This window comes from Alkalinema sp. FACHB-956 (assembly GCF_014697025.1).
Taxonomy (GTDB): Bacteria; Cyanobacteriota; Cyanobacteriia; order Leptolyngbyales; family Leptolyngbyaceae; genus Alkalinema.
In genome coordinates this window covers 45,477-51,857 of the sequence record NZ_JACJRC010000034.1, presented here as the reverse complement: position 1 = coordinate 51,857, position 6,381 = coordinate 45,477, and the positions used below count along the sequence as shown (strand labels likewise).

Annotated in this window: 4 protein-coding genes and 1 pseudogene; 3 read left to right on the top strand and 2 right to left on the bottom strand. The window is 46.6% G+C overall.

Annotation, left to right across the window (positions count from 1 at the left end; all coding sequences use genetic code 11):
- A pseudogene (locus H6G21_RS22625) lies at nt 1-103 on the top strand (IS1 family transposase); the annotation flags it as partial.
- A 9-nt stretch (nt 104-112) separates the two neighbouring features.
- Here the strand turns inward: H6G21_RS22625 and H6G21_RS22620 are convergent.
- The gene (locus H6G21_RS22620) at nt 113-1,354 is read right to left on the bottom strand and encodes a serine/threonine-protein kinase (protein WP_199307394.1); all 1,242 of its coding nucleotides are present in this window, start codon (nt 1,352-1,354) and stop codon (nt 113-115) included.
- A 452-nt stretch (nt 1,355-1,806) separates the two neighbouring features.
- Here H6G21_RS22620 and H6G21_RS22615 point away from each other — a divergent pair, with 452 nt between their 5' ends.
- Complete coding sequence (locus H6G21_RS22615; RefSeq protein WP_190576293.1) at nt 1,807-4,182, top strand: ATP-binding cassette domain-containing protein; 2,376 nt, start codon at nt 1,807-1,809, stop codon at nt 4,180-4,182.
- A gap of 331 nt (nt 4,183-4,513) precedes the next feature.
- Nucleotides 4,514-5,608, top strand: coding sequence for a glycine cleavage system aminomethyltransferase GcvT (gene gcvT / locus H6G21_RS22610; protein ID WP_347278058.1), 1,095 nt, complete (start codon nt 4,514-4,516; stop codon nt 5,606-5,608).
- Nucleotides 5,609-5,761: 153 nt separating this feature from the next.
- On the opposite strand, the gene H6G21_RS22605 is transcribed toward gcvT, so the two are convergent.
- Nucleotides 5,762-6,253 (bottom strand): DUF1499 domain-containing protein, encoded by a 492-nt coding sequence (locus H6G21_RS22605; protein ID WP_190576285.1) that lies wholly within the window; start codon nt 6,251-6,253, stop codon nt 5,762-5,764.
- Nucleotides 6,254-6,381: the final 128 nt, after the last annotated feature.

The following is a 6,381-nucleotide window of genomic DNA, read 5'->3' as shown; positions in this document are numbered from 1 at the left end:
TCGTAAGACCTTGTGTTATTCCAAATCTGTAGAAATGCTGAAGCACTCAATTCGCCTGCTACTGCATTATCTCAAATTTGGTGATGTGCCCGTCCCACAGTAAATCATATCCCTATTCAGCAACGCCGGAAACTGTAGCAACAGGCGATGGTACTGTAGAAGGTGATGGGGAGGGAGCAGCAGGTGTAGTTGCAGTAGTAGGAGTGTTATTCGAAGCCTGCGTGGTTTGTTGTGGACGAGTGAGAACAATTGCAATTAATATGAATGTCCCAATAAGTCCACCCATAATCATGGCTTTAGCCCAGTCGCTCAGACCTTGTTTCGGTGTAACAGCTATACTGTGTGGGCTCTGCGGTTGTATGGGTTGTGACGAAGAACTTAGAGGATGGGCTACAACAATAGTAGGCTGAGAATTAGAATTATTAGTATTAGGATATTGCTCGACAGGAGGTACTGTCATTACAGGCATAGGATTTGAGATAGTTGCTGGTGTCATCGAAATAACTGTTCCTGGAATAGGATTTGATTCATTTGATCCCATCAACTCACTTTGCATTTGCCCTGACGTTTGATATCTATCGCGACTTACAGGCATAATCGCCCGATCAATCACCGTCGCTAACCCCGCACTCACCGTCGGCGCAAACTGACGCCATTGGATATTTCCTGTCATCGGATCCGTCGGCAGTTCCTGCGGTATCTTACCCGTTAAAGCATAAATTGCTGTCAAACCCAAACTATACAAATCACTCGCAAATACTGGCCGACCCGCTGCCTGCTCACTCGCCATAAACCCAGGCGTTCCAATCACAATCGACTGAGTACTCTGACCATTTGCATTGATCAACGTCCCCATCGTCTCCCGCACCGCACCAAAATCAATGAGTACAGGTTTATGATCCCGCTGCCGCAAAATCACATTTTCCGGCTTAATATCCCGATGAATAATTTTACGTTCATGCACCAGCCCTAGTACCGGAAGCAACCCCATCAGCCACTCTCGCACCGCCGCATCACTCATCACACCCTGAGTTTGCACCCGCTCTGCGATTGTCTCTCCCTCTACATATTCCTGAACCAAATAGAACTTCCCATTCTCCGCAAAATACGCATAAAGACTCGGGATCTGAAGCGTCAAATTGCCCAACTCTTCCAAAATCGCGGCTTCCCGCTCAAACCGCTGCTGTACCAACGCATAAATCTCAGGACTACTCTCTACAGGCATCAACTCCTTCAATACACAGCGCCGCCCCGAAGGAAGCTGCGTATCCTCTACCAACGAAGTTGTTCCAAAACCTCCCTTGCCCAGCTCACGCACCACCCGATAGCGATTGCTCACCAAATCCATCATCATCGCGATTGCCCCTATCCACCTATCAATACGTTGTAAGTGCTTTTATGTTGAAGATTTCGAAACTCAAACCTGGTTTGAGTTTCTTTCCGAACTACATCAGCAAGAAATCTCATTCCTGAAAAATATATTGCCCCTCAAGTCTTAAACCTTAGTTAGCCCACATCTAGCCTCAGAATCTCTACACTAGAGTGACAATCATCTTTCAAGTTACCGAAAAAACTAAATTCGGCTTGACGAATAGACTTTCTTTAAGAAAAAATTACAAAACAACAGTAAAATCCACAAAATTTGTTAAACAAGAATAATAAAGTCCGGATCGTTTTGTCTACCGTTAGCAGTGGTCACAAGCTTTGGTACAACAGTCTTTTAGGGATTTTATTCCTCTGGTTTGACGGTGGATTTTTCGCTTAAAGTAAAAGTGGCCATCGTCATTTCCTTTTGCCAAACTGCCCATGACACACCCTGAAACCCTCATTGGACAAGCGCCCTACCTTGAACTGAAAAAACAAGGCCAAGTTTGCCGTTTTGACCTCACCAGAGATCGTCATGTTTTGGGGCGTAATCCTCAGCTTTGTGACCTTGTAGTGCCGCCAGACTGGGATGTGATTTCTGGCTGTCATGCAATTTTGCAGAGAATCGGAGATAACTATGAAATTTTGGACGGCGATGGGAATAAACCCAGCACCAACGGATTATTTATAAATCAGACAAGAATCACCGTATCCGAAAGCTTCAGATTGAAAAATGGCACGACACTTAAAGTCGGGCAAGATCCCCGTAATATGATTCTCCTCTCTTACTGTGATCCTTCCGCCTCAACCCAGCTTAAGACGTTAAGTCCACGATCTATTCTTTTAAATAGCTCAGTCATCACGATCGGACGAGATTCCACCTGTGACCTAGTGCTTGATGCTCCGACAATCTCTCGTATCCATGCCACCATAGAAAAGCGAGCCTCTGGATATGTGTTATGTGACAAAAGTGTCAATGGTATCTTTGCAAATAGTCGCCGGGTGGAGAGTTCCATTGCAATCGAAGACAACATGACCGTGAATATTGGGCCATTTACTTTAATGGTTCAAAACAATCAGCTCCGCATTCTAGACTCAGGAACCCAGATTCGCCTAGATGCCTATTCATTAAAACGGCAAGTCCTCGATGAAGCCAAGAATACTAAACTGATTTTAAATGATGTCACCCTCGCGATCGAGCCAGGACAATTTGTTGCTTTAGTCGGTGGGAGTGGTGCAGGCAAGTCAACCCTGATGAAAGCTTTGTTTGGGTTAGAACCGACAACTTCTGGGCAGGTTTTAATCAATGGCTGTGACTTGCGATCGAACTTCAATATTTACCGCACTCAAATCGGCTACGTCCCTCAAGATGATATCATTCACCGTGATTTAACCGCTCTCGAAGCCCTCACCTACGCAGCAAAACTTCGACTTCCTCCAGATGCCAATATTGATGTAATTGTAGCCAAAACATTAGAGCAAATTGAACTCACACCCGCTCAGCAAAATACAAAAATTCAACTCCTCAGCGGTGGGCAAAGAAAGCGTGTTTGCATTGGTGTGGAACTACTTGCAGATCCAAAATTATTTTTCCTAGATGAACCAACCTCAGGACTTGATCCGGGGTTGGATAAAAAAATGATGCAACTCCTGCGAAAACTTGCCGATGAAGGTCGCACCATCATTCTTGTCACGCATGCAACAGCCAATGTCACACTCTGTGATCGAGTCGCCTTTATGGGACGCGGTGGCTTTCTCTGTTTCTTCGGTCCACCTCAAGAAGCCCATGAATTTTTCAATGAAGATGACTTCGCTGACATTTATACAAAACTCGAAAACCAAGATGATATCATCAACTGTGCAAATTACTACAGTCAATCCAGCTACTACGATCGTTATATTCGAAATCACTTGAGTCTTCAACAGAATGCTCCCATAGGTTTTGTTGTACCAACTCAAGCAAAACCCTCGTTTATTGAACAAACGAAACTCCTAACCCAACGCTATTGGCAGTTAGTCCTTCGAGATCAGGCTAATCTCATCATTTCTCTTATCACTGCTCCGATCGGGGTTAGTCTAATCAGTTTTGCTGTCAAAAATAACGCAGCCTTTTTAAAGCCAGAAGTTCCCGACTCAACCTTGGCTCCTCTAGCGATCAAAATTCTCTTTGTTTTTACCTGTGCTTCCTTATGGGTTGGCCTCTCGGGTGCATTACAAGAAATTGTCAAAGAAACGCCGATCTACATTCGAGAACGATTGGTCAATTTGAGCTTATCTGCTTACTTGGGATCAAAGGTCTTGGTTCTTGCAGCTATTGCAATGGTTCAGTCACTCTTGATGTCGATCGTCGTAATGATAGTATTTCAGTCTCCCACTTCTGAGATGATCTCTTGGCCTATTGGATTAACCGTCACCAATTTTCTGACTTTAATTGCCAGTTATAGTCTAGGCTTACTAATTTCCAGCTTAGTCAGAAGTACTGCTCAAGCCAATAGTGCATTGCCATTACTTTTAATTCCTCAAATCATTTTTTCTGGTGTACTCTTTGCAACCGATGGAGCGGCTAAAATTTTAGGCTGGTTTATGTTGGGTCGTTGGTCCGTGGGAGCTTATGGCACACTGATCAATCTTAATGCTCTAATTCCAGAGCAAAAGAAATTACCAGATGGAAGTTTGTTACCTCGACCGTTAGAACCTAGTGCTGTTTATGATGCGAATTGGTCAAATCTCTCACTGAACTGGGGATTATTATGCATTCATATTGTGGTCTGTTTATGTCTTGCAGGATTCTTCCAAAAGCGTAAAGATATTTGTTAATGTCTAATTTTAGTTTAGTTCGATCGAACATCCTGCAACTGTCTTTCAACGCAAAGCACGTCTCGAAGTCTCAGGAATTCGTCTCGAAGTCTCAGGAATTCGTCGTGGCTCGGAAAGCATCCTGAAATCTCGGGTTAAAATGAAACTAGAGCAAATGAGTCCCTCAAGTCCGATCGCTCCTGGATACGTTTATGTCGTCGAATTCAGTACTCCCCACAATCGAATTGTCATCCCATGAAAGCCTCTTCAATCTGGGATGCTTAGGATTTTCCTTGTCCGATCGAGCCAGCGATCGCGGGATAATAGAAGCTGTTGAGTTCTCCGAACGCCCGTGACTGACACCCTGCAACGCACTCCTCTGTTTGACCTGATGGGCAATGCCCGCACGATCGGCTTTTCTGGCTGGGAAATGCCCGTTCAGTTCAGTAGCATCACCCAAGAACACCAAGCGGTCAGAACGGCTGTGGGGATGTTTGATATTTCCCATATGGGTGCTTTTTCGCTGAAAGGCAACGTGCTGGAGCAAATTCAAAGATTGGTGCCTTCGGATCTGAGTCGGTTGCAACCGGGACAGGCACAGTACACCGTATTGTTGAATTCCCAGGGAGGCATCATTGACGATTTAATTTTTTATTATCAAGGCGGAACAGGAAATGAACAGTCTTGGATTACGATCGTCAATGCTGCGACAATGCAAAAAGATTGGAATTGGATGCAGACAAATCTTGATCTAAATCAATTGCAATTGGAAAATCGATCGCAAAATAAAACGCTAATTGCCGTGCAAGGCCCACAGGCCGTTGGTCAACTGCAAGCGCTCGTTCAAGGTTCGATCGAATCCCTGAAAGCCTTTGAACATACGGAAGCTAGCTTTAACGAACAACCCATTTTCGTGGCACGCACGGGCTATACCGGAGAAGATGGCTTTGAGGTTATGAGTGCGCCGGAGGTGGGACGAGCCCTATGGCAGGCACTATTGGCGGCAGGGGTGACGCCCTGTGGATTGGGGGCGCGGGATACCCTGCGGCTGGAAGCAGCGATGTGCCTGTATGGGCAGGATATTAATGATGAGACGACGCCATTAGAAGCGGGGTTGGGTTGGCTAGTGCATTTGGATCGAAAGGGGGAATTTATTGGCCGATCGGTGTTGGAGCAACAAAAGGCGGAGGGGGTGAAAAAGCGGCTGATGGCGTTGCAGTTGGAAGGCCGCAATATTGCTCGCCACGACTATCCCATTCTCAATGCGGGGGAAACGGTGGGGATTGTGACCAGTGGCACGCTGTCGCCCACCTTGGGCTATCCGGTGGCCTTGGGCTATGTGCCGACGGAACTGGCAACGATCGGCAATACGGTAGAGGTCAGTATTCGGGGTAAGGCTTATCCTGCCACGATCGTGAAGAAGCCCTTTTACAAAGCGAGTCGGTAAAGCGAGTCGGTAAAGCGAGTCGGTAAATAGAGTGAGATCGCGCCTAATCTCAAGCACGATCGCATCTATCCCAAAGTTCGCAAAAGCCGGGGTTGTGGGTGAATCCCATGGGAGCTTGGCTAATTTGCCAAGCTCCCCGGCTTTTTACGCCAATTACGCGACGGAACCTTGGTTTTGTAACGCCTGCCGCAAAGTTTCGATCCGATCGCGGTTGACGCCCAAATCAGACTCACCCAACCGCGACGCCGATCGCACCTGAATTACCCCCGCCTCCCGATCGACATAAAATTCCACATCATCCACAAAGCCCATCAAACGGCTGGTGAACTCCACATAGAGATAATCCTCCGAAGCCGAGACAACTTTTGTACGAGGCTGGGATTGCACCACTTGTTTCAGGGTGGTAAAAGCTTCCTCGATCGACCCACTGGGACGGAGGGGTTCAATTCGGTGACTCCCATCCCCGCTCTGGCTACTGACACAATTGGGGGAGGCGGGACAGGGCGCTAATTGCCCCGCTTGGACCCCTAGAGTATTCGGACGTTGCCCCGAAAAAATGCCCGCCCAAGCAGGTTGAGTAAACAACCCCAACCCCAACAGAACCACGAGCGAAACCACGATAACAGGCAAAAAGATGGATTTCATAGAAACTTGCTGAATCAATGCACGATGTCCCTTCCAATCTAATTCCTGTTCTGGATTTCTGTCGCTGTATCCCCGAATTTCTATGGACTTCGTACTACTGCGCGAACCCAGCAACAACGGTATTGCCA

Excerpts from the sequence above, each read along its gene's own strand:
- H6G21_RS22620 (WP_199307394.1), bottom strand. The coding sequence starts at position 1,354 with ATGATGATGGATTTGGTGAGCAATCGCTATCGGGTGGTGCGTGAGCTG.
- H6G21_RS22615 (WP_190576293.1), top strand. The coding sequence starts at position 1,807 with ATGACACACCCTGAAACCCTCATTGGACAAGCGCCCTACCTTGAACTG.
- H6G21_RS22605 (WP_190576285.1), bottom strand. The coding sequence starts at position 6,253 with ATGAAATCCATCTTTTTGCCTGTTATCGTGGTTTCGCTCGTGGTTCTG.